The sequence below is a fragment of the Streptomyces sp. BE20 genome, from assembly GCF_036322525.1.
Lineage (GTDB): Bacteria > Actinomycetota > Actinomycetes > Streptomycetales > Streptomycetaceae > Kitasatospora.
In genome coordinates this window covers 1-799 of the sequence record NZ_JAQYWW010000930.1, presented here as the reverse complement: position 1 = coordinate 799, position 799 = coordinate 1, and the positions used below count along the sequence as shown (strand labels likewise).

Here is a 799-nt window from a genome sequence, read left to right as displayed (position 1 = left end):
GGCGAGGGTGCGCGGCTCCTCGGCCGGGGTGGTGACGCCGTTGATGCGGCGGGCCTCGCCGATGGTGAAGTCCAGGATGGTCAGCGAGCGCGCCACCTCGCCCCGGCCCTCGGACAGGCGCTTGCCCTGCTCCCTGGTGATGGCCTCGGCGAACGTTTCGGAGCGTTCGGTGATGAGGGTGGCGGCGGTTTTGAGGAGTTTGGCGCGTTCGATCGGGCCGATGGTGTCCCAGTCGTGTTGGGCGGTGGTGGCGGCGTCGATGGCGGTGGTGGCGTCCTCGGTTCCGGATTCCGTGAAGTCGCCGATCACGTCGGTGGTGTCGGCGGGGTTCAGGTTCGGTCGTACTTTTCCGGTCAGGGAGGGTGTCCAGCGGCCGGCGATGTGGTTGAGCAGGTGTTCGGGGTGTGGATTCGACATGGACAACTCCGTGGCAGGAAGTGGGAGCAGGGAGGTTGCCGTGCGGTCGGGCGCCGGGCCGACGGCCCTGAGGGGGGCAGGGGCGTCGGCCCGGCAGTAGGGGGGTGGTCAGCCCAGAGGCCGAGCCGACGAGGGCCACGCGCCCGTCCAGCCCGGCCACCCCAGGACCGACCGGACGGCGCTGGGGTGGCCGGGCAGTGCGAGGACGACGCCCGAGCCGGACTCCTTGACGGCGGTCGCCTTGGTGTCCGATCTGGTGGTCTCGGCGTTCGACATGGTTCTCGACCGATCTGGGTGGGGGCCGGGGAGCGCCGCATGGCGGGCGGCGCGAGGTCGAGGCGGCGGCTGCCGCCGGTACCGTGGCCGCCCCCCGGAAGGGGTG

Annotated in this window: 2 protein-coding genes; both read right to left on the bottom strand. The window is 72.0% G+C overall.

All coding sequences use genetic code 11. The annotated features are described in order from the left end of the window. Window positions 1-417 (bottom strand): aldehyde dehydrogenase family protein (locus PUR61_RS21965; protein WP_329880979.1); only part of this gene is annotated, 417 nt, incomplete at its 3' end. A 108-nt stretch (window positions 418-525) separates the two neighbouring features. After that, on the bottom strand, window positions 526-693 hold the full coding sequence (locus PUR61_RS21960; protein WP_329880977.1) for a hypothetical protein: 168 nt from the start codon (window positions 691-693) through the stop codon (window positions 526-528). Window positions 694-799 lie beyond the last annotated feature (106 nt).

Coding starts and splice junctions, on each gene's coding strand:
- PUR61_RS21960 (WP_329880977.1), bottom strand. CDS start 693: ATGTCGAACGCCGAGACCACCAGATCGGACACCAAGGCGACCGCCGTC.